This is a genomic window from Pseudomonas sp. GX19020, from assembly GCF_023371075.1.
GTDB lineage: Bacteria > Pseudomonadota > Alphaproteobacteria > Rhodobacterales > Rhodobacteraceae > Pseudogemmobacter.
This window is the reverse complement of the sequence record NZ_JAMCCR010000019.1, coordinates 21,840-42,085: the sequence shown is the minus strand read 5'-3', so window position 1 is coordinate 42,085 and position 20,246 is coordinate 21,840. Positions and strand designations below refer to the sequence as shown.

Annotated in this window: 21 protein-coding genes; 19 read left to right on the top strand and 2 right to left on the bottom strand. The window is 60.0% G+C overall.

From position 1 onward, the window contains the following. The first annotated feature begins 1 nt into the window (after nt 1). The 6 genes from M3484_RS20840 (at nt 2) to M3484_RS20815 (ending at nt 5,480) form a co-directional block, all read left to right on the top strand. Nucleotides 2-1,486 (top strand): phage portal protein, encoded by a 1,485-nt coding sequence (locus tag M3484_RS20840; protein ID WP_249499077.1) that lies wholly within the window; start codon nt 2-4, stop codon nt 1,484-1,486. Then, complete coding sequence (locus M3484_RS20835) at nt 1,479-3,554, top strand: head maturation protease, ClpP-related (protein WP_249499076.1); 2,076 nt, start codon at nt 1,479-1,481, stop codon at nt 3,552-3,554. Before M3484_RS20840 ends, M3484_RS20835 begins: the two co-directional genes overlap by 8 nt. A gap of 82 nt (nt 3,555-3,636) precedes the next feature. Further along, entirely contained in the window at nt 3,637-3,990 is a 354-nt protein-coding gene (locus M3484_RS20830) for a DUF2190 family protein (RefSeq protein WP_249499075.1), read from the top strand. A 6-nt stretch (nt 3,991-3,996) separates the two neighbouring features. Then, complete coding sequence (locus tag M3484_RS20825) at nt 3,997-4,323, top strand: head-tail joining protein (protein ID WP_249499074.1); 327 nt, start codon at nt 3,997-3,999, stop codon at nt 4,321-4,323. Then, nucleotides 4,323-4,745, top strand: coding sequence for a hypothetical protein (locus tag M3484_RS20820; protein ID WP_249499073.1), 423 nt, complete (start codon nt 4,323-4,325; stop codon nt 4,743-4,745). Before M3484_RS20825 ends, M3484_RS20820 begins: the two co-directional genes overlap by 1 nt. 15 nt (nt 4,746-4,760) lie before the next feature. Continuing rightward, nucleotides 4,761-5,480 carry a phage tail tube protein gene (locus M3484_RS20815; RefSeq protein WP_249499072.1) on the top strand — a complete coding sequence of 240 codons (720 nt, stop codon included), beginning with the start codon at nt 4,761-4,763 and terminating at the stop codon, nt 5,478-5,480. Here M3484_RS20815 and M3484_RS20810 read toward each other — a convergent pair. Beyond that, nucleotides 5,381-5,737 (bottom strand): hypothetical protein, encoded by a 357-nt coding sequence (locus M3484_RS20810; protein WP_249499071.1) that lies wholly within the window; start codon nt 5,735-5,737, stop codon nt 5,381-5,383. The genes M3484_RS20815 and M3484_RS20810 overlap by 100 nt on opposite strands. 89 nt (nt 5,738-5,826) lie before the next feature. On the opposite strand from M3484_RS20810, the gene M3484_RS20805 reads away from it, so the two are divergent. The 10 genes from M3484_RS20805 to M3484_RS20760 all read left to right on the top strand — a co-directional run bounded on the left by M3484_RS20805 (nt 5,827) and on the right by M3484_RS20760 (nt 16,068). Next, nucleotides 5,827-6,135, top strand: coding sequence for a phage tail assembly chaperone (locus tag M3484_RS20805; RefSeq protein WP_249499070.1), 309 nt, complete (start codon nt 5,827-5,829; stop codon nt 6,133-6,135). Continuing rightward, nucleotides 6,132-8,351, top strand: coding sequence for a hypothetical protein (locus M3484_RS20800; protein ID WP_249499069.1), 2,220 nt, complete (start codon nt 6,132-6,134; stop codon nt 8,349-8,351). Before M3484_RS20805 ends, M3484_RS20800 begins: the two co-directional genes overlap by 4 nt. After that, nucleotides 8,351-9,013 (top strand): hypothetical protein, encoded by a 663-nt coding sequence (locus M3484_RS20795; RefSeq protein ID WP_249499068.1) that lies wholly within the window; start codon nt 8,351-8,353, stop codon nt 9,011-9,013. The genes M3484_RS20800 and M3484_RS20795 overlap by 1 nt, the downstream gene beginning before the upstream one ends. Then, entirely contained in the window at nt 9,004-9,600 is a 597-nt protein-coding gene (locus M3484_RS20790) for a hypothetical protein (protein ID WP_249499067.1), read from the top strand. Before M3484_RS20795 ends, M3484_RS20790 begins: the two co-directional genes overlap by 10 nt. Beyond that, on the top strand, nt 9,597-9,974 hold the full coding sequence (locus tag M3484_RS20785; RefSeq protein WP_249499066.1) for a DUF6950 family protein: 378 nt from the start codon (nt 9,597-9,599) through the stop codon (nt 9,972-9,974). The genes M3484_RS20790 and M3484_RS20785 overlap by 4 nt, the downstream gene beginning before the upstream one ends. Further along, on the top strand, nt 9,967-12,213 hold the full coding sequence (locus tag M3484_RS20780) for a phage tail protein (protein ID WP_249499065.1): 2,247 nt from the start codon (nt 9,967-9,969) through the stop codon (nt 12,211-12,213). Before M3484_RS20785 ends, M3484_RS20780 begins: the two co-directional genes overlap by 8 nt. 140 nt (nt 12,214-12,353) lie before the next feature. After that, on the top strand, nt 12,354-14,333 hold the full coding sequence (locus M3484_RS20775) for an SGNH/GDSL hydrolase family protein (RefSeq protein ID WP_249499064.1): 1,980 nt from the start codon (nt 12,354-12,356) through the stop codon (nt 14,331-14,333). A 61-nt stretch (nt 14,334-14,394) separates the two neighbouring features. Continuing rightward, nucleotides 14,395-14,661: a spike base protein, RCAP_Rcc01079 family gene (locus tag M3484_RS20770; RefSeq protein WP_249499063.1), complete on the top strand. Its 267-nt coding sequence runs from the start codon at nt 14,395-14,397 to the stop codon at nt 14,659-14,661. Next, entirely contained in the window at nt 14,661-15,683 is a 1,023-nt protein-coding gene (locus tag M3484_RS20765) for a hypothetical protein (RefSeq protein WP_249499062.1), read from the top strand. The genes M3484_RS20770 and M3484_RS20765 overlap by 1 nt, the downstream gene beginning before the upstream one ends. Next, on the top strand, nt 15,676-16,068 hold the full coding sequence (locus tag M3484_RS20760) for a hypothetical protein (RefSeq protein ID WP_249499061.1): 393 nt from the start codon (nt 15,676-15,678) through the stop codon (nt 16,066-16,068). Before M3484_RS20765 ends, M3484_RS20760 begins: the two co-directional genes overlap by 8 nt. 14 nt (nt 16,069-16,082) lie before the next feature. Here the strand turns inward: M3484_RS20760 and M3484_RS20755 are convergent, their stop codons facing one another. Continuing rightward, entirely contained in the window at nt 16,083-16,946 is an 864-nt protein-coding gene (locus M3484_RS20755; RefSeq protein WP_249499060.1) for a hypothetical protein, read from the bottom strand. A 151-nt stretch (nt 16,947-17,097) separates the two neighbouring features. Here M3484_RS20755 and M3484_RS20750 point away from each other — a divergent pair, with 151 nt between their 5' ends. The 3 genes from M3484_RS20750 (at nt 17,098) to M3484_RS20740 (ending at nt 20,046) form a co-directional block, all read left to right on the top strand. Then, a complete protein-coding gene (locus M3484_RS20750) occupies nt 17,098-17,535 on the top strand; it encodes a hypothetical protein (RefSeq protein ID WP_249499059.1) in 438 nt (145 codons plus the stop codon). Beyond that, nucleotides 17,510-17,812, top strand: coding sequence for a hypothetical protein (locus M3484_RS20745; RefSeq protein ID WP_249499058.1), 303 nt, complete (start codon nt 17,510-17,512; stop codon nt 17,810-17,812). The genes M3484_RS20750 and M3484_RS20745 overlap by 26 nt, the downstream gene beginning before the upstream one ends. Nucleotides 17,813-18,111: 299 nt before the next feature. Next, nucleotides 18,112-20,046 carry an NACHT domain-containing protein gene (locus tag M3484_RS20740; protein WP_249499057.1) on the top strand — a complete coding sequence of 645 codons (1,935 nt, stop codon included), beginning with the start codon at nt 18,112-18,114 and terminating at the stop codon, nt 20,044-20,046. Nucleotides 20,047-20,246 lie beyond the last annotated feature (200 nt).

The following is a 20,246-nucleotide window of genomic DNA, read 5'->3' as shown; positions in this document are numbered from 1 at the left end:
CTTGAACATTCTGGATCGTGTGATCGAGGCGTTCTCGCCTCGGATGGCGGCTGCGCGCGAGCGTGACCGCACGGTGGCGATGCATTACCGGGCCTCGCGCCTCGGGCATCGTAATGAGGGCATCCGCGCCAGCGGGGCAGACGCGGACCTCGCCTCGCGCGACCGGCGCAAGATTTCGTTCTATGCGCGCGACATGATCCGTAACACCCCGATGGCCTCGCGGATTCAGGATGTGATTGCGGGCCATGTGGTGGGTGACGGCATCCTGCCGAAGCTTCACCTTTCCAGCGCCGTGCCTGCCACGGTCGCCAAACGCCTGAAGGCGCGCTCGCTGGAGGTGATCGAGCAGCATTGCGACAGCGTCGATATCGACCGCAACGGCCTTCTGAACCTCTATGGCCTGCAGGCGCTCGCCATGAACACGATTGTCGATTCCGGCGAGGTTCTGATCCGCCGCCACCGCCGCCTCGACAAAGCCCAGACCATCCCCCTCGAGATCGAGATCCTCGAGCCGGACTATATCGACGAAAGCCGCTACGGCGTCACGCCCGACGGCAATGAGGTGCGCGAAGGCATCGAATACGACAGCAACGGGGATCGGGTCGCCTATTGGCTCTATATGCAGCACCCGGGCGGCGAGTGGCGGCCGGGCCGCAACCCGATGCAGACCGAGCGGGTCGATGCTGCCGATATTCTGCACGTCTTTCGCCTCGACCGCCCCGGCCAGACGCGTGGTATCAGCTGGCTGACCAAGATCGCAGAGAAGCTGCTGAACGCTGACGATGCGGAAAATGCGCATCTGATGCGCCAGAAGATCGCGGCCTGTTTCGTCGCCTTCCACCACATGGATATGAACGGGAAAGAGCGCCCTGAGCTCGGCGGCACGATGCAGCCTGGGGCGATCATGCAGGTGGGCGTGGGCGAAGAGATCACGATTGCTGACCCGCCTCAGGTCGGGGACTGGTCAGAATTCCAAAAGAGCGTTTATCGCGCTGCCGCCATGGGGGTGGGGCTGACCTATGAGGCGCTGACCGGCGATCTTTCCGGGGTGAACTTCAGTTCTGCCCGCATCGGCCGCCTGGAGATGTCGCGCAATATCTCGCGCTGGCAGTGGCTCATGCTGGTGCCGCAAATGCTCAACCCGCTCGGGCGCTGGATCATTGAGGCCTGGGCAGAGGCCGAGGTGCCGGAGTTCTTTGAAATCCCGGGTGCCGCCCGGTTCATTTGGGTTCCGCCGCATCAGGTCATCGTCGATCCTGCACGCGAGTTTCAGGCGCTGCGCGAGGCGGTGCGTTCGGGCTTCATGTCGCGGCAAGGTGTCATCCGCACGCTTGGCGTGGATCCGGAGCGCCTGATCGAAGAGCAGCTGCAGGACAAGGAAATCGCTGACCGCCTCGGCCTGCCATTCGACAGCGACCCGCGCGCCGATGTCTCGCGCCAGAGCTCGAGCTTCACCGAAACCGACAAGGAATATCGCAATGAATGAAATCTTCCTCACCGGCACGGTGGGGCAGTCCTTCTGGGATGAGGAATGCTTTACCATCAAATCCGTCCGGGAGGCCCTTATGGGGCTGTCAGGGCCCCTGACGGTCCACCTGAATTCCGGCGGCGGCATCGCGCATGAAGGCCAGGCGATCCACAATGCCCTGAAGAATTACGACGGCGAGGTCACCATCATCATCGATGGTATCGCCGCTTCGGCCGCATCGCTGATCGCGATGGCCGGCGACCGGATCGTCATGCCGCTTGGCGCTATCATGATGATCCACGATCCGGCCCGCTGCTTTGTCGAGGGGCGCGGCACCGAAGAGGATCACCTTCAGGAAGCAAAGGCGCTCGGCGTGATCGCCACCGCCTATGCAGCGGTCTACGCCGCCCGCGCCGGGATCAGCGTCGAGGACGCCCGCGCGATCATGAAGGCCGAGACCTATTATGACGGCGCGGCGGCGGTCGAGGCCGGGTTCGCGACAGAGGCTGATGACGCGACAGAGGCCGTCGCGGCGGCGCTGTTCGACTACCGCCTCTATCCCAAAGCCTCCGCAGGCCTGCGCGCCATCGGCGGGATGCTGAAGAAGAAGCCGAAGAGGGAAGCTGTTCTGGCCGCCCTCTCCGGGGAGAGAGCCTCTAAATCCAACCCGAAAGGAACAATCATGCCCGGCAAGACCCGCATGGAAGATCAGGACGACGAAACCACGGCGGACCTGGATGAAGACCTGACCTCAGAAGAAGAGGAGGAAACCACCTCGACCGAGGATGATGAGACCACCGGCAGCGAGGATGACGACGATACGACCGCCGAAGGGGGGGAAGGCTCGGAAGAGGATGAGGACAACCCGAACGCCTCGGCCATCTTCCGTTTCGCGGCATCGCGCAAGGTCGGCGCCGATATCGCCATGTCCTGGGTCAAGCGCGGGCTGACTGTGGCGCAGGCGACCAAAGAGTTCAAAGCCAAATATGGGGATACCACGATGACGAAGCCCCGCCAGGGTCTCAGCCGCGCGCGCATTTTGCGCGATGAACGCGACACGCGCCGTAAGATGATATCCGAGGCGATCTCGGGCCAGATCACCCGCGCACCGCAGGTCTCAGCCGGCGCGCGCCAGTTCATGGATATGTCGCTGGTCGAGATTGCGGCGATGTCGATCGGCTATAATGGCCGGATCCGCAATACTGGCGACAAGATGCAGGTGTTCATGGACGCCTCGCATTCGACATCCGACTTTCCGGCCATCTTCCAGAACGCGCTGAACAAGGTGCTGCTCGACCGCTACAGCGATTACGAGCCCACCTATCGGCTGATCTCGAAGAAGAAGAACTTCCGCGACTTCCGGCCGATGCCGCTGATCCGCGCCGGTGATTTCCCGACCCTGCTGCCTGTCGGCGAAACAGGCGAGATCAAATGGGGGACCTTCGGCGAGGGGTCAGAGGTTGCACTGCTGGGCAGCTATGCTCGTGGTCTGACCATCAGCCGTCAGATGCTGGTCAACGATGAACTCGGCGCCATCGATGAGGTGCTGTCGAGCTATGGTGAGAGCATCGTCCATTTCGAAGAGCGGACCTTCTACAAATTCGCCCTTCGCGCAGAACTCTCGGATGGCGCGCCGATCTTTGATGCAACCCATGGCAACCTTGCGGCAGCCGGTGCCGCGATCAATACCACGTCGCTCTCCGCTGGCCGCGCGGCGATGCGCAAGCAGAAGTCGATCGACAAACAGACCCTGAACCTGTCGCCGTCGATCCTGCTGGTCGGCCCGGATCAGGAAACGGCGGCCGAGATGATCCTCGCCCAGATCACTCCGACCGCAGCGGATGCAGTGAACCCGTTCTCGGGCCGCATGAAGCCCGTCGTTGCCTCCGAGATCACGGGCAAGGAATGGTATCTGCTGTCTGAGCGGGCGCCTTGCTGGGTCCATGGCTTCCTGGAGGGTGCCGAAGCGCCGCGCGTCCGCACGGAAGAGCCGTTCGGCACCCAGGGCTTCTCGATGACCGTCGAACACGACTTCGGCCTCGGCGCGGCTGATTTCCGGGGAGGCTACAAGAACCCCGGCGAGTAACGCCATCCGTCCAATCCTTTGATCAAAGCCGTCCTCCCGGGCGGCTTTGGACTTTTTTCTTATCCATCAACGGAGATCTCCGATGAAAAGCTTCCTTCAAAAGGGCACGTCCCTTTCTCTTGTCGCTCTCGCTGCGGTGGCGAGCGGCGGCCTCGTGGTCCAAGGCGTGATCGCCGGAGTGGCCGGGACCGATGCCCTCGATGGCGATGATGTCGAGGTGCATGTCGTGGGCTGCTACAGCCTGCCCAAGGTTGCGGCGCAGGCATGGTCGGCGGGTGATGCGATCTACGTCGACCCCGACGATTTGGTTTGCTCCAATGCGCCCGAGGACGGCTTCATCCTGATCGGCGCGGCCATTGCTTCCGCCTCCAATCCCTCGGGCTTTGGCGAAGTTCGCCTCAACGGATCCTTCCCGGCGGCTCCTTACGAGGCCTGATGCGGTATGACCCGCATCTTTGACGGCCTTGCCGGCATGGCGTCCTCGATCATGGGGGCGCCAGTCAGGTTTCTGCCAGTCGGGCGCGACGCGATCGACACCATCACCATATTCCGGCGCAGCCCGGTCGAGGTGCTGGGCGATGACGGCCGGGCGATCCTGCTCGATACGCCCTGGTGGCGGGTCAATAAGGCAGAACTCGACCCGATGCCGAAAACCGGTGACCGGATCGAGCCGGGTGACGGGCACATCTATGAGATCACCAGTCGACATTCCAGCGGCTCGCCCGCGCGCGACGCTTTCGTGATCTATGCGCTGGAAAGGGTGCTGTGATGACGCATTACCGGTCTCGCTACCGCGCAGTCATTCAGGCCGCGCTCACGGCATCGCCAAGGTTTGCGGATTTCACGGTCCGGTCGGCCTGGGCGCAGAACATCTCGGCCGAGGATCTTCCGGTTTTTGGCATCGCAACGCCAGTTGAAAGCAAGAACCGCGACAGCCTCGACACCTCAGAGCGTGAGACAACCGTCCATATCGTGTTCAAGCGGCTCGGCCTCGATGACATCGAGGATATCCTCGACGAAGACAGCGCGGCTGCTGAGACCGCGATCCTTGATGCCCTGCAGGCATCGGGAATTCAGGGCGACCTCGCCCAGACAGAGATCCGCCTTGATGGTGCTGGCGAGCAGCGGGCCGGGTCTCTGACGATGACATTCCGGCTCATGGCCTTTCTGGTCGAGCCGCTCACCCCCTGAACAGGAGAGACAGAAATGGCCGCATCCAGTGGCGTTACGCTCGGCTATGGCACCCGCGTCCGGATTGGTCGCGGCACAACGCCGGTTGAATGGACTATCATCAAGGGCGCCGAGGAGGTGCAGTTTCCGGATCAGACGCCCACAGACGTGGATGTAACCTGGCTTGAAAGCCCGGGCGCGACCGAAGAGTCGATCCGGGGGCTCAAGACTGTCGCCACTTTCACCTTGCCCATGCAATACGCGCCCGGTGGTGAAACCGATCTGTTGCTGTCCGATCTGGAACAGCAGGGCAGTGATGAGGATTTCCTCCTCGAAATCACCCCGTCCGGTGGCGCGACCCATACCTGGGTGGCATATGTGAACACCTACCGGATGACTTCCGCGACCGCCAAAGACAAGAAAATGGCAGAGGCGGTGTTCAAGGTGAAGGCCAAGGTCTCTGTCGCACCTCCGGCAGCGCCGGCAAACGAAACCCTTCCGGCGATTTCCGGCACGGCGCGCGTCGGGCAAGTGCTGACTGCCTGGCCCGGGATATGGAACCCGACTGGCAATCTGGCCTATCAGTGGCAGGTCAACAGCGGTGGCTGGACCAATATCGCCGGCGCGACCGGCCAGACCTATACGCCGATTGTCGGTCAGGTCGGTAATCCGTTGCGGGTGATTGTCACCGCGACCAATGGCACCGGTTCGACCTCGGCCACCTCGGCGCCCACCGCGAACGTGGTTGCGGCCTGATCATGGGCAACCCCTTCCGTGGTGAGGTCTCTGTCGGAGGCGGGGCGCATCGCCTCGTCTGCGATTTCAATGCGCTTTGCGAAATCGAGGCGCATTTCGGCGGTGAGATCGATGATGGCCTGGACCGCATCGATAGCGGCGATCTCGGACTGCAGGATCAGCGCGCAGTGGTCGCAGCCTTGCTGCGCCATCACGCCCCCACGGTCACCTTGCGGGATGCAGGCGCGGTGATAGCTGATCACTACACCGAAATTCACGCCGCTGTGCGCCGCGCGATCACGTTGGCGATGCCGGAGGCTGACCCCGGAAAAAAGCTGCAGGCCCTCGAGAGCGAGGAGGGCTCAGGGTGGCAGAGCTTCTCGAGGCCCATGTCAAAGCCGGGCTGGCTCCACAGGATTTTTGGTCTCTGACGCCTCGCGAATGGGCCGTCCGCATGGATGGCGCCGCGGCCCGGCAGGAAGCTCAGCGGGGGTTGCTCGCGGTCTCGGCCTGGGTTGGCGCGAACACCGACAAGGCCGGGCTTGAACGCTACATCGAAAGCGGCAATGCCGAACCGCACCCCCCCGAGGCGCTGGAGCGTATGCTCATGAGTGCATCGGCCGGAATGGTCACCATGACCATGGATCAATACCTTAATCTCAGGAGGCCGAATTGAGCGCATCGAAAACGGTGGGGCGGCTGAAGGCCATTCTTGGCCTTGAAAAAGCAGGCTTCTCGCGCGGGCTGCGTGAGGGTGAGACCGATTTGAAGCGCTTCGAGGGGGCGGCGGCATCGGTGGGGCGGCGCTTGAAAGCTGCCCTAGGGCTTTCGATCGCGGGGATCGGGTTTCAGCAGCTTGCTTCCCGGGCGCGGCAGGCTGTGCGCTCCATCGCGGAACTCGGGGATGAGGCGAAGCGATCGGGCATGTCGCTCAAGAGCTTTCAGGAATGGAAGTATGTCGCGGAACAGAACCGCATCGGCATCGATGCTGTTGTTGATGGGTTCAAAGAGCTCAATCTGCGCGCAGACGAGTTTATCACCACCGGCGGCGGATCGGCGGCAGACGCGTTTCAGCGCATCGGCTTCACCGCAGCGGACCTGAAAGCCAAGCTCAAGGATCCCTCGGCATTGATGCTGGAAATCATCGGACGCCTGGAGGGGATTGATAAGGCTGCGCAGATCCGGATCCTAGATGAGTTGCTGGGCGGAGCTGGGGGAGAACAGTTCTTGCAGCTCCTGGGGCAAGGCGAGGCTGGCATGCGCAAGCTCATCGGTCGGGCACATGAAGTTGGTGCGGTGATGTCGGATCAGATGATCGCGAAAGCGGATGAACTGGACCGGAAGTTCAACGCACTGTCGGAAGCGATGGAAAACTGGGCTAAGAAATCGGTTATAGCAGCCGCTGATGCAATCGAGGAATTCACCAATAGCAATAAGTCCATGCTTATGGAACTTATGGAGTCGATGGACCGGGCAAAGGTATTCCTGGGCGATGATCTGGTTAATGCTTTGTTGGCGAGTGAAACCGCTATCGAAGGCAACAAGAAGACAATCGCCGATCTCTATGAGGTTGTTTGGGAGCTTACTAATTCAGCAGATGAACTGGAGACAGCTTTCATTGATGCTGCTGATGCGGCCTTTGCCCTTGGAAATGCAGATGTTGCGCAAGCTCTGATTGACGCATCAGTGGCATCGGATGCCTTGGTATCTTCTTTCAAGCAAGGCAAGATTAATTCCTCCGAATTGGCTGATGGACTGCTCAAGGTTCGAAAAAATGCAGACGATGCGTTGAGCAAACTTTCGGATGTCGACGCATTGAAAATGAGCGGGGTCATTTCAGAGATAAACCGGCTCAGCGGTGCGATGGGGGTGGCGGCACGTCTCGCAAAGTCACTGATGGGATGGCTTGCCAGTGTTACTGGCATCAGCGTTTCCGGAGCTTCGGGTGGGGACAGCGGCCACAACGCGCCCGTTCTAAGTGAATATGCGCCGACCTCGGGCCGTGCAACGAAGCGCCCCGAATTGCCCGGGGTCGACAGCTACGGTGACTGGCTGGATGCACAGACGACTGGCGGTGGTAAGGGCGGCGGCGGTGGGCGAACGCCGGATGATTACGCCAAAGCCATCGCCTCGATAAAGGCAGAGACCGCAGCCTTGCAGGCTGAGGCGGTTGCTTTCGCCTATGTCGCAAGCTCAGGAGTTCGCTATGCGGACGCCGTCGAATATGCCCGCAAGCGTGCCGAGTTGCTGGCGGCCGCGCAGAAGCAAGGCAAAGAGGTTACGCCTGAGTTGATGGCCCAAATCGACGCGCTGGCACTTGCCTATGTCAATGCGGGCGATGCGGCGGAAAAAGCCTCGAAGCAGCTTCAGCAGGTCGAAGCCAATTCCAAAACCGGGGCCAATGCCATCGGAAACATCTTTGGCGCTGTCCTGGAGGGGTCGGGTGCGGCCAAACGGGCGGTCGCTCAGCTCATTCTCGAAATCGCCAAAGCTCAGATGATGTCGGCGGCGATGGGCATGTTTGGCGGCAGCGGTTTCGCACGTTTCATTGGCGGCCTCATGAATGTCGGGGCGAACGCGGGTGGCACAAATAACTGGCGGGGCGGTCTGACCCGGATCAACGAACTGGGTGGCGAGATCATGAACCTGCCTGAGGGGACGCAGATCATCCCGGCAGATGTCAGCAAGCGAATTGCCGATCGTGCGGGGCAGTCGGGCAGCCCCGGACATCTGTCGATCGGCTTTGATCGCAGCACCGGCGATCTGACCGCCACGATGCGTGATGTTGCCGGACAGGTGGTGCAGCAAGAGCGCGCAAGCATTGTCGGACAGTCGGTCGCTGCGACTGTCCGGACCTCGCGCCAGTCGAAGTCGGTTCTGGGGCAGCGCTGATGTCGATCGATGTTTTCGCCTGGCCACCGGTCGGGGTGAAGGGGCGCAGCTGGAAGGTTGAAGAGCCCGTTGCTGCGCTGCGCTCTGCCCTGACGGGACGGGACCAGATGCAGGCGAGCCAGCGCCCGCGCCGATGGGTGTCACTGGATGTTTCGGCGCTGGCCCGGGGACGGATCGGCGGCGGCTATATGGAGATGCTGGGGCGGCTCCTGAAAGGCGGCGTCAATGCGGTCAGGCTCACAAGCTGGTCGCCGAACTGGCACCTCGACGCAGATCCCGGCCATGGCTTCAACTGGTACTCGCTGCCGATGACCGCGACCGCGATCACTTCGTCAGGCTTCCCGGCCTGGCGGATCTCTGGCCTGCCGTCCTTTCTGCAAGTGATCCGGCCCGGCGAGCGGTTCGCGGTCAATGGCACGGTGTTTCAGTCGCTGAACAATGCCCAGGCAGATGCGTCGGGCGTGGCCGTGATCCGCGTGATGAATGCCGTCAGCGGCTCGGGCGTGGTGGATTTCGAGGCGCAGGAAAGCGCGGTGTTCCGCCCGCAGGGCATCCCGACCGGTGATCAGCCCATCGGTGCCGACTGGTCCTATAGCTGGACCTTCCGCGAGGTCTTTGCCGATGAAGTCGGCGGTTTTACGGAGCGCAATCCATGGATCTGATGCGCGTCATCCATCCTGAGACGCTGGCCGCATTGTCAGGCCCCTCGTTCCATCCGGTGGTGCTGGTCTGGCTCGACTGGCCGGATGCCACCATGTTCGCCCATAGCGGCACCGGGCCGATCACCTGGGATGGGCATGTCTGGCAAGGGGTCGGCAAGTTCGGCCAGGTCGACCTGCCGGAAGAAAGCACTTCCGGGATGCCGGTAGATCTGTCTTTGTCGCTGGTCTGCAATCTGGAAGAGCTGGCGGATTATGCCGATGCGCAGATCCGGCAGCGCCCCGGGGCGATCTGGCTGGGCGTCACCACGGAACCGGGCGGCAATGTGCTGATCGGCGAGCCGGTCGAGCTGGGGCGCGGCACCATGGATACTCTGGTGCTGTCGGTCACGGTTGAAGGGGATGATGGGGCGACCATGATCCTTTACCGCCTGACGGTCGGACTGACCACCGGGCCGGGCTATCGCACGGCGGCGGCGATCTCGCACAGTCATGAGGATCAGTCGCGGTCCTACCCTGACGACACGGCGGGCAAGAAACTGGTGCTGGCTCGTGCCCGCGCCGAAAAGACGCGCTGGCCCGAGCCGTGACCCCGGAAACAGTGCTGGAGACGGTGGAAGCGGTCATGCTGCGGCCCTTCGAATGGGGGCCGTGCGATTGCAGCTCTGCCGCTTGTGATGTGTTTCTGCGGCTTTGGGGCATCGACCCAATGGCCACTGTCCGAGCGCATTATGCCGACAAGCGTGGCGCCGCGATCCTGATCTCTCAAATGGGCGGGTTCCGGGCGATGGCCCACGGGCTTGCCGCCCGCTCTGGGCTGGCAGAGGGCCATGTGACCGGGGGCATCGCGCTTTCCAAGGATCACCGCTCGCTGCTGATCTGCATCACTCCCGGCCAGTGGGCCGGCAAGACAAGGGGTGGCTTCGCAATCCAGCGATCCGCCGCATGGGGTTGGCATGCGTAAACTCTTTCTGGCGACCACCGCGATCATCGGTGTCCTGACGGCGGGTCCGGCTGGTGCAGATCCGATTTTCACAGTGGTCGCACTGATGGCACAGCCCGGTGTGACGCTGGGTGCCGCGATGGCAGCGGTGTTTGGATCGGCAGGAATGGCTGCGATCCAACTCGGCCTTTCGGTGCTGCTGAGCGCGGCGGCAGCGGCCCTCGCTGGCAAGCCAAATCAACAGATCCAGCGCAGCGAACTGACCGCACCAGAAGCTCTGCCCCCATTTCGCTATATCTATGGCACTGGATGGGCACCCGGAACGCCGGTCGCTTGGCATGTGTCGGGGCGCGGGCTTTATATCTGCTGGCTGCTCAACTCGCGGCCCTCGGCGCTCACTGCCCATACAGTGCTTTTGGACAAGCGGCCGGTACCGGCGGTCGGTAATCCCTTCGACTTTTCCGGGCCCGGAGCCAGCGGTACCGGCGACACCTTCGGGAATGGGCATTTCACCTATTGGATCGGGCGCGGCGATCAGACCTCTTGCCCGGATTATATCGTGGCCACGACCGGCGGCGCCTTCCTCGCAACCGATGCCTGGCAGGGCCGCACTGTGCTTTGGGCCATTGTGGATAGCGGCAATCCCGATCAGCGCAGCTGGCGCTGGCCGGCGCCCACGCCGGAGCTGAATGTCGAGGGCGACTGGTCGCTGATCTGGGATCCGCGCGACGACAGCTATTCGGCCAGCAGCAATCAGGCGCTGGTCACGCTGGATGCGCTGATGAACAACCCGATCCGCCCCTATCTGCCGGACTATCTCCGGCTCGATACCTTTGCCTGGGCGGCAGATGTTGCGGATCAGCGGGTCGCGGTGAAGGCAGGAGGCACCATCCCGCGCTACCGTGCCGATGGGGTTCTGGTCTGGTCCAACGGGTCAGAGCTTGAGGACCAGCTCCAGCCGCTTCTGGCGGCCGGGGCTTCGCGCCTTGTGCGGATCGGCGGTCAGCTGGGGATTGTTCCGGCAGTGGCGCGGCCAGCGGTTCACACCATCCGGGATTTCACAGACGGGCAAGAGATCAGCCTGACCAGCCTTCAACCCGGCGACAGCATTTCCAGCGAAGCGGTGGCTTCCTACGCGGCGGCGGATCGCGCCTATGAACTGGCCGAGGCGCCGGTATTCATCGTGCCCGGGGCGGCGGAAGCCGATGGCGGCCTGCCGCGCCGGCTCGATCTGCGACTCGACTTTGTGAACGATCACCGGCAGGCGCAGCGCCTGGCCAAGATCGCGGTGATGCAGTCGCGCATGCAGCGCTCGATTTCCTGTGAACTGTTCCCGGATGCCTTCGTGCTGGTCGCCGGATCGGTGGCTGAGGTCGATCTGCCGGCGCCGTTTTCGCGCTGGAATGGGCTCTATGACGTGTCGCAGATCAGCCCGGCTGCAGGCCTCAACGATGACAGTAGCATCACCCTGCGCCTGCCAGTGGTTCTGCAGCAGACCTCGGCAGAGATTTTCGCCTGGGACGCGGCCACCGAAGAGCAGGTTGTCGAGGGCGCGGCGCTGGATCCATGGGTTGCCACGCTGCAGCCGCCCGAAGGGGTGGCGCTGGTGAGCGGTGGCGATGCAGCCGATATCACCGAGGCGGGCGCCATCACCCCGCGCGTGATGTTGTCCTGGTCGCGCCCCGGCAGTTCCTCGCTGCTGCGCTATGAATGGCAGTACATGACTGAGATCTGGCGCCATCCGGGCGGCGGCGAACATGGAGCCCCTGGCGCATGGGTCTGGCCGGGCCAATGGACCTCGGGCGGCACTGTCGGGCCAGAGGATGGGTCTGAGGCGAGGATCCCGGTCTATGTCGTGCCGGTGACCCTTGGGCGCCAATACCGCGCCCGCGTGCGGGGCATCGGGGTTTACGGCGAGAGTGATTGGGTTGAGGTCGGACCGGTCATCGCAACTGCGCCCACGCGCGTTGTCGCGGTCCCGGCGATCCTGATGGCTATCGGCGGCATCGGGCGCGTGGATCTGACCTTGCGGCAGGCCAATGACGCAAACGCCGTCCGGGTCGAACTTGCCGCAAACAGCGTCAACCTGATCGGCAGCGCGGCAATCATCGCCGATATCCCGCTCGGCGCCAATGTGACGGTCGCCAGCTCTGAGGGCAGCCTTAGTTCCGGCGTCACCCGCTATTACTGGCTGCGCGCCCGCGACAGCCTTGGAAATGCATCGGCCTGGTCGGCCGTCGCATCTGCAACCACCACCTGACAATTTGAGGGCCTGACATGGCTGTACTTCGCACCCGGGTCACCGGGCCTGTAATGTTGCCCGATGGGTCGCCCGCGCCAAACGGCTGCAAAGTGATCTTCCGCCTGCGGTCCTGGGATCGTCAGGGAGGCTCTCTCATCATGAAGGGACCGGAAGAAGCCGTGGTTGTCGGGGGTATTATTGATAAAACCCTGAACAGGACCTCGGCCAGCGAACGCGGCACGCTTTACGATGTGATCTACACCTATCCAAACGCTGCCGCCCGTGGGCAGTGGCTGGAAGAGCCGCTGGGCTCGATCTCGCTCACTGGCCCCGGCCCGGTGGCCCTTGCCGAGCTGCTGATGCTGCCGACCCCGGAACCGACTGCCCACGATGCGGTGGCGCAGGCGCTTGGGGCTGCGGCCTCGGCTGGCGTGGATGCTGGCCGTGCGGAAGAGGCCCGGGCTGGCGTCGAGGTGATCCGGGATGAGGTTGTTGACCTCGCGCAGTTCCCGCTGGCCAAAGGCTACATGACGCGCGCTGCGGCTGTGTCAGCGACCGATGATCTTGGCCTCTACGGCGCCATGCAGACCACGGGTTACGCGGTTGCGGGGGATGGGGGTGGCGCGTCCTACCTGCGGCACGGCTCCATCACTCCGGGCGGGATCACCACGGGCGGGGGCTTTTGGCGGCTGCTGACTGAGCAGGGCATTGTTCCGGCTCAGGTCGGGGCCAAAGGGGATGGGGTCGCGAATGACAGCGCGGCCTTTGCGACGCTTGAGGCCCTTGTCAGCGGTCAGGTGATCAACCTGATGGGGCGGACGCATGTGGTCACCGCGATCCCCGCCGGCAACAAATACATCAACGGCTTCTTCTCGGTCGGCGGTCTGACCCGCTCAACCCTGGTGCTGGGTGAGCTGGACGACGCCCCTGCGGCTGTCTGGCGCTTCGGCGGGCAGATCGCGCAACTGGCCCGCGCGCTTGGAGACCCCTTCCGCCAGTACATCAAAATCAGCCTTCTGGGCGACAGCATCACCTGGGGCCAGACGCTTCCCGAGAATGGCGCGGACGCCCCGCGCGATGCGACTGGTTCGGATGCCAGGAACCTTTACAACACGGCCTCCTGGGCCAATGAGCTTAAACGCTGGATCGGCAAGCAGTATGCGAACGGGGCCGCGCCGGTTCTGTCGAATTGGCCCGCCAGCCCCTCGGGCGAAAGCATCGCGACCTTCTCGCGCACGGATGGGGTGTTCCCGGCCGGGCCGAAATTCACTGTCACCATCACCGGGGGCAGCTTTACGCAGCAGACCCTTTACAACGCCGCCTATCCCTATGGCGCACAGCACCGGTTCACGGACGGATCTGGCGGGGGCAGCTCGGGCAAATATGCCTTCAAGATGACGGGCAAAGAGTTCACGTTCTTCTTTGATGCACTGGCCTCCGGCTGTCTTGATTATACGGTCTGGGTCAATGGGGTGCAGCTTGGCGGCGTCTATTCGACCACGCTGGGCGAGGATGGTAATACCGCGCGCACCCGCCGCCACCACGCCTTGCCCGCCTATACCGTCGATGCCGAAATTGAAATACGCACGGTGAACAATGCCGGGGCCGGGGCGACACAGTCGCTTTATACCTATGCCATCGAGTTCCGCCGCCAGATCGTGATTTCCAATCAGGGGATCAACGGCACGTCCTTCATGACCTATCGCAACAACATGCTGACCTCGGGCGGCTTCGGCGATGGTCTGGCGGTTGATGCCGAGGACGGGTTTATCTTCATCCAGCTTGGCACCAATGACCGCGGCAAGCGCCCGGACCTGTCCTATACGCTGTCCGAGGCGCGCGGACATGCGCAGGCGCTGATCGACACGGTGAAAACCCTCTCGCCCACTGCCAAACTGATCATGATGTGCGCCAATCGCCCGACGCTGGACGGGCCGCCGGACTTCAAATGCACGATGGGGGATATCCGGCAGATGTTGCTGGAGACGGCGCAGGATAACACGCTGGATCTGATCGACAACTTCGCTCCCTTCGTGCGCGCGGATGCCGGCAAGTTTCTCGCGGATGGGCTGCATCCCAATCGCCTCGGTCACGGGCTGATGGCGCGCAATATCATCAACGCCATCCGGGGCATGTGATCCTTCCGAAAATCCGACCTGACGCAAACCCGCCTCGCGCGGGCTTTTTATGGAGTCCACAATGTCCGATCCTTTCGGCTCTCACGCGGTTGGCCGCACCGCGCCCGGCATGCGCCACCGCACGATCACACCCAGCGATACGGTTGATCTGGCCGTATCCGGCGAGCGGCCCCGTGTGATCATCTGCACTGCCGCCGGCAATGTCTCCATCCGCGATGATGCGGGCACGGTGATCACCTATGCCCTTAGTGCTGGCCAGATCCTGCTTTTTTCACCCTGCAGGGTGATGGCGACCGGCACCACGGGTACTGTCGTGGGGTGGTGGTGATGCTGGGCCTCGGGCTTTCGCTGTGGTCCGTTGCTCTTGGGGCGTCCTGGACCCCCGCCGCACTCTTCGGTGCCGGGCAAGCCGGGCATTGGGCTGAATACAATCCTGCGCTTGGGCTCTTATTCCAGGACGCCGCTGGCACCATTCCGGCAACCCTTCCTGACCAGCCCGTGGGGCTTGCAAAGCGCCTCACCGGATCGGTCGATGCGTCGCAGGCCACAGCGCTGTCACGCCCGACGCTGGCGCGCCATCCGAAGGGCGGGAGAACCAATGTTGCCTCGTCGTCAAGAGACCTTTCCCGATGGCTACAAGCTAGCGGTGCAGTGAGTGTGGGAGATGTAGTAACAGCCTCTACTGCAAACCAAGCCGCCAATATCCGAGTGAATGTATCTGTAACAGAGTTGGTTATAACCGCCGATGTTTCCGCACTAACACCGGAGGCCGTATCCGGTGAGTTCGTTTGTATCGGAGCGTTCGCGGAGGGCGGTGCGTTCGTCAGAGCGCAGGTCAACATTGTCACTGGTGTTGCCACAACAACGGGTAACGCGCAGGTAGTTGAGAACATTGATCTAGGGTCAGGAGAGCGCCGCATCACCGTGCGCTGCTTCGGGAATGCTTACACTTCCGCCGCCCTAGTCGCCGGGCAATACAACAATAATTTCCCCGCTGGCAGGTCTTTCCGCTTTCGGGGCGCTTGTATCAATATTGGTGGCGTGAAACTTCCATTCCAGGATGTGGTTAGTGCCAACGACATCACCGAAGCCGGTAAGCCCGACATCTGGCACCTCTGGAATGACGGTGGCGACAGCCTCAACGCGGCCCCGCTTCCGGCCGGAACCTATGGGCTCGCTCATGTCGATGTGCTGGGCGGCGTGACCATCACCACCATAGCTTCAGACGGCACCACGCCGATCAACCTGCTGCGCGCCGAGCGTCAGGCCCAGGTGATCCTGCGCCAGGGGGCGTTTACCGCCGCCGAAGAAGCGCAGATCCGCAGCTATTGGGGAGGGCTCTATGTCTGAGATCCGCATCACCATCGCTTGCCCGGTCGCGCATCTCGCCGATGCCGGGCAGTTTTCGCGTGCCACTGGTTACGGGCCTGAGGATGAGCAGACCTTCACCATAGCGCCCGAATACCAGGACACGGCCGGCAACCGCTACCGCGTGGCCTCGGGCCTTGTCGCGGGCGTCTATCTGACGAATGCGGTCTCGCCGCTGACCGAACCTGCCTGGGGCGCCGACATGGCCGCCGCCGACCGCGCGCAGGCGCTGATCGCGGTCTGGCAGCCGCCGGAAGATCCGGAAGCCATCCCGGAGCCATTTGCCGCACCTGACCGCATCGCGGCGGTGATTGGGGATGATCCGCAGGCCGCGCTGGTGGTACTGGGCGTGGTGGCGTCTACGTAGGAAAGCCCCAAACCTTACGGGAGGTTTTTGGCATCGATCTGAGCAAGCCAACGAATATACGCCAGTCCCTCACTTATTAGAAGGATTGCAAGTTCTTCTTCGGGTTGATCCGGCTTCTCGGTCCCCTCAGCGTGCCTGTAGTTGTGGGCTGCATCAATCCATTCGCCAAAGCCATTAACTAGCTTGATAGTGGTGCGCGTAACTGTGGGACGGTCGGCGTATGTTTTTTGTACCAACGCCTCAAGGTTGGCCTTGGCTGTCTTTGAATCGAGCTTTGGTGCCTTAGTGAACATCACCTTGTAAAGATTCTCGCACGCATCAAATGTGGCCCTGATTGCCGCAATGTAATTCTTTGGGTTGGATATCAGTGCGGGCTCCATTGAGAGTATTTTCTCAAGCGTTCCCGTGTGTCGAGTTCCGGTCAATGACGACAATGTGGAGCTAAGAGATGAGCTGAACTCTGCGTCAATAAGGGGGTGAAAACCTCCCTTGTTATCAATCTCATATGCTACATTTTCTTCAGACAGGATTATCCGAACGGAATCAACAAGCTCTTTTGCGATTGACTTTTCAATTCCTGATAGGGCGCGATAACATAGAGTAATGGAGTTGAATTGACGATCAATCTTTAGGCGCTTAAGGTAATCTTTCCAACTCAGGTGGTCGTAAAATTCGACACCAATGTTTTCTGATATGAAATCCCTTATAGCACTGGAATTGTGCGCCCTTTGGGGTGAGTACCTGTCCCTGCCTGGCGAACCTACCAGTCTATCCATTACTAGTGAAATTCGACCTATGGCGAATTCATCCGGCGCCCGTGGTGTGCCTCGGTCACCATAGATCAAAGAGAATAGCTTTCCTTCAGGCCTATTAGTCATAATCGCATCCAGTTTAGAATCATGCAATTTTGACCTAATGTTTCCACGGCAGTCAACCGGGGGCAGCTCTGCACCCAAGGCGCGCGTGGCACTACTAATCCCCTGCATCCTTTAGCCCGTCGCGGCGACAGCTACACGCCCAGGAGGCGCAATGACCCGAACCATGGACATCCTGCTACAGCACGGGAGGGCGCTGGAATGGCTCACCAGCTCGATCCTGCTGGGCTTTGCCGTCACCCTGATGATGCCGGGGGAGACGCTGAGAGAGATCCCGGCCTTCTCAGTGCTGGCCGGCGCCGGCCTTACCGATGCGATGATGGCGGGTCTGCTCGGTATGATCGCGGCGGGCAGGATGGCCGGGCTTTACATCAACGGGGCGTGGCGCCGTTCACCGCGCCTGAGGCAGATCGGTTCGCTTATGTCTGCGCCCATGTTCGGGGCGCTCGGGGCTGCGCCTCTGGCCGCGTTCTGGCTGGGCCATGCCCATGTGCTTTCCACCGGGGCCATGACTTATCTGCTGCTGGCCTGTGCTGACATCCTCGCTGCTTACAGGTCCTCTGCCGATGCCGCTGCTGCCCCCAAATACTGACCCCGAACAGATCGGCGTTGTCGTCGGCGCCGCCATTGCCTTCCTCGTCGGCGCACTGGTCGCGTGGATCAAGGGGGCCAGAAAATCGCCGGTCGAGGTCGGGTCCGCCCCGCCGCCGGTTGATCAGACCGCCTATGTGCTGGCCGAGGTGCGCCAGCTGGCGAAGAGCGGTGAGGCAAACCATTCAGCCGTCATGAAGCGCCTGCATGAGCAAGATGAACGGCTGCATGAGATCTATACTGATACGCAGGTGATCAGGGATCGGGGGCGGGGGTGATCTGATAATGCTGATCCCGCCATTGCCCATTATCGAGGTGATGCCGCCCGCTAAGGTATGGCGGTGCACTCAACAGCCAGCATGAACCAACAAGAAGAGGTAAACAAGGCAATGAAGTCGCGCCCCTCGCGTCTGCGAAGGAGCACAAACATGCCCGCCGAGCCGCAACATCATACTAAACGGTAGATGGTCTAGAAAATGATGCAAATCCCTTCTACGGTGGTGATTCTTCGGGGAACCCGCTCCGATTCTTCTGTCTCTTAATTCCGAGAGAAAACCATTACAAAGAGGGAAAAACTTTGAGTGAAATTGATATAAATGCAATAGCGGCGGACGCATCAGTACGACTTGTTAAAGATGCTTGCGCAAGCGCACTTAATGGAGCGTCCGACGTACTACGATCTCTTAGGGCAAGATTTTTCACTGATTTCGAGGACCATATCCTCTCAATACACGAAAACCTCTCCAAGGTTAAAATAATAACCGGTGGAGATCGTCCAATTAACTTCACAAGTATATATACGCCTTCTAATTTTACATGCGCAGGTACGTCCTATAAAGACGACGATGTGATGGCCTCAGTGGTTGCTGGAAAGCGGTGCGTCCTTTCGGGTCACGGAGGCGCAGGAAAAAGCTTCATGATGAGGCACGTATGGTTGGAAGTAGTTAAGCGAAAATCGGGGAAAGTTCCCGTTTTGGTTGAGCTCAGAAGACTTAACTCTTTATCCTCTTATGATATGACCAGCTTTATAAGGGCAGCCATTTTTGGCAGCTTGGATCTTGACGAAACCGTATTTAGAAAATTTTGCGAGAAAGGTCTATTTGTATTTCTTTTCGATGGCTTCGATGAGGTGTCCCGCTCGAAGAGAGAAGAGCTCGAAGCGCAAATATTGCTAATGTCCCGATCGTTCCCAAAATGCGGTTTTGTTGTATCTGGCCGACCAGATGATCGATTTTCCGCTTGGGTAGAGTTTTATGTATTTAAGGCAGATCCATTTGATTACGACCAGTTCAAGCAACTAATAGATAAGGTCCCATTCGAACAGGCGTCAAAAAAAGCGTTTCAGAAAATTGCCAACGAGAGGTTTTTCATAAAGCACAAAAGCTTTTTGTCAAACCCGCTGCTTTCACTAATGATGCTCCTTACATTCAGGGACAACGCAGAAATCCCCACAAGACTCAGCTCCTTCTACGAGAATTGCTTTTCAACTTTGTATGGCAGACATGATGCGCTCAAGGAGGCTTTCAGTCGGCAGAAGTCGCTTGACCAGCTGAGATTTAAGAGGGTTTTCTCCGCATTCTCTCTCCTTACTTATCTTGAAATCAAACCAAGCCTAAATGGGGATGAATTCATATCATCCATTGAAAAGTCAAAAAGTATCGCCAATATTTCTGTCTCCGTCGAGGATATCCGACACGACCTATTGGAGTCTGTTAACTTAATAGTTAAAGAAGGAGACACTTACTCCTATATTCACAGGTCATTTCAAGAATACTTTGCGGCTCATTGCGTCGTAAATGTGTTAACGTCTGGACAGGCAGAAATTATCGACAAGTTCGCCCGAAGAAGTGGAGACCAAACACTTAGACTGACGCACGAACTACACCCAATGCTGGTCGAAGATCAGTTGATAATTCCACTATTTAGGAAACTGAAGTCAGCAGGTAATCTCCCCAGAAGATCAATAAAGACTAGTAAATTCAATGCCGCATATCGCGCGGGCCTAAACTTTAAAATTCTTGTCAGATACTCAAAGGGAAGACGTAAAGGCGAAATAAACCATTATGTCTACGGCTTCGGTGTAGACTGGGTGAGCGGATACGACGTTCTCTCGCGGGCGGCTTTGGTTGCAAAATATGATACAGACGTAAAAGTCGGAACATTACACAGGGATCTAATTGATGACGTGGTAATGAAGATGATTAATGCAATGAATCCGGATCCATCTATCAGTTCCAAAGACTTATCATCTCTGGATGAGTCCATGAACATAAGCGTAAATTTTACCCCAGATAGTTTTGTCGTCTCGCCTTCGGACGATAGTGACAATGAAGTGATTTCAGAAAAACGGCACGCCGAGCTGATTAAAAAATGCCGATCTGCCGTGCAAGCGATTGCTGCAGACCTCGATGATTTCTTGACGCGAAACAACAAAGAAATATTTGCGAGTTGTGAGGGAATATTGAGAGGGCGCGACGAGCACAACAGAATTCTTTTCAGCGCAATAAACTGATAAGGTATACCATTTATCTTATCGAGAAATAGAGGATACCACCCAGGCGCAACTCACGAGCAGAAAGTAATGACGTAAAATATCAGCGAAGCTCTCCTCTAATCATGCGCCTCATCGCATCGTCGTGAATTCGCCAACTACCACTGATTTTCATAGATCTGCGGCGAATTACACTTAGAGAAAAGCGGCATATCAACTTC

Coding starts and splice junctions, on each gene's coding strand:
- M3484_RS20835 (WP_249499076.1), top strand. CDS start 1,479: ATGAATGAAATCTTCCTCACCGGCACGGTGGGGCAGTCCTTCTGGGAT.
- M3484_RS20830 (WP_249499075.1), top strand. CDS start 3,637: ATGAAAAGCTTCCTTCAAAAGGGCACGTCCCTTTCTCTTGTCGCTCTC.
- M3484_RS20825 (WP_249499074.1), top strand. CDS start 3,997: ATGACCCGCATCTTTGACGGCCTTGCCGGCATGGCGTCCTCGATCATG.
- M3484_RS20820 (WP_249499073.1), top strand. CDS start 4,323: ATGACGCATTACCGGTCTCGCTACCGCGCAGTCATTCAGGCCGCGCTC.
- M3484_RS20815 (WP_249499072.1), top strand. CDS start 4,761: ATGGCCGCATCCAGTGGCGTTACGCTCGGCTATGGCACCCGCGTCCGG.
- M3484_RS20795 (WP_249499068.1), top strand. CDS start 8,351: ATGTCGATCGATGTTTTCGCCTGGCCACCGGTCGGGGTGAAGGGGCGC.
- M3484_RS20790 (WP_249499067.1), top strand. CDS start 9,004: ATGGATCTGATGCGCGTCATCCATCCTGAGACGCTGGCCGCATTGTCA.
- M3484_RS20780 (WP_249499065.1), top strand. CDS start 9,967: ATGCGTAAACTCTTTCTGGCGACCACCGCGATCATCGGTGTCCTGACG.
- M3484_RS20775 (WP_249499064.1), top strand. CDS start 12,354: ATGAAGGGACCGGAAGAAGCCGTGGTTGTCGGGGGTATTATTGATAAA.
- M3484_RS20770 (WP_249499063.1), top strand. CDS start 14,395: ATGTCCGATCCTTTCGGCTCTCACGCGGTTGGCCGCACCGCGCCCGGC.
- M3484_RS20765 (WP_249499062.1), top strand. CDS start 14,661: ATGCTGGGCCTCGGGCTTTCGCTGTGGTCCGTTGCTCTTGGGGCGTCC.
- M3484_RS20760 (WP_249499061.1), top strand. CDS start 15,676: ATGTCTGAGATCCGCATCACCATCGCTTGCCCGGTCGCGCATCTCGCC.
- M3484_RS20755 (WP_249499060.1), bottom strand. CDS start 16,946: ATGACTAATAGGCCTGAAGGAAAGCTATTCTCTTTGATCTATGGTGAC.
- M3484_RS20750 (WP_249499059.1), top strand. CDS start 17,098: ATGACCCGAACCATGGACATCCTGCTACAGCACGGGAGGGCGCTGGAA.
- M3484_RS20745 (WP_249499058.1), top strand. CDS start 17,510: ATGCCGCTGCTGCCCCCAAATACTGACCCCGAACAGATCGGCGTTGTC.